Raw genomic sequence first — 789 nt, 5'->3', positions numbered from 1 at the left:
CGTCGGGGCCGAGTTCGAGGAAGAGTGTGGTGCCCGCGTCGGTGGCCGCCCGTACGGCGTCGGCGAACCGTACGGTCTCCCGGACGTTGCGCAGCCAGTAACCGGGCTCGGTGACATCGCCCCCACCGGCCACGGTGGACACGAGAGGAATACCCGGCGCCGCGAATCCCACCGACGCCAGGACCTCCGCGAACTCCGCGAGCATCGGCTCCACCCGATGCGAGTGAAACGCGTGACCCACCCGCAGCCGCCGCGTCCTGCGCCCACGCTCCGCCCACACCGCCGCCACCGCCGCCACCGCATCCTCATCACCCGACACCACCACCGCCAACGGCCCATTGACCGCCGCAACGCCCACACCCTCCACCAGCGTCGGAACAACCTCCTCCTCAGACGCCTCCACAGCCACCATCGCGCCACCCCCGGGCAACGCCCCCATCAACCGGCCACGCGCAGCAACCACGGCCACCGCATCACGCAACGACCACACACCCGCCACATACGCGGCGGCCAGCTCACCCACCGAATGACCAACCAGGAAATCCGGACGAACCCCCCACGACTCAAGAAGGCGGAACAGAGCGACCTCGACCGCGAACAGCGCCGGCTGCGCGTACGCGGTCTCCTCCAGCCCCACGCCCGACGCGATCACCTCACGCAACGGACGATCAAGCACCGTGTCGAACTCCGCACACACCGCATCGAACACCTCAGCGAACACCGAATACGCAGCCGCCAACTCCTCCCCCATGCCCACCCGCTGCGCACCCTGCCCCGTGAACAGGAACG

1 protein-coding gene is annotated in these 789 nt (G+C 69.3%); it reads right to left on the bottom strand.

The annotated features are described in order from the left end of the window. Nucleotides 1-789 (bottom strand): acyltransferase domain-containing protein (locus PJ985_RS23240; RefSeq protein ID WP_271685860.1); only part of this gene is annotated, 789 nt, incomplete at both ends.

Source organism: Streptomyces sp. ACA25 (assembly GCF_028200735.1).
GTDB lineage: Bacteria > Actinomycetota > Actinomycetes > Streptomycetales > Streptomycetaceae > Streptomyces.
This window is presented reverse-complemented; position numbering and strand designations above follow the sequence as displayed.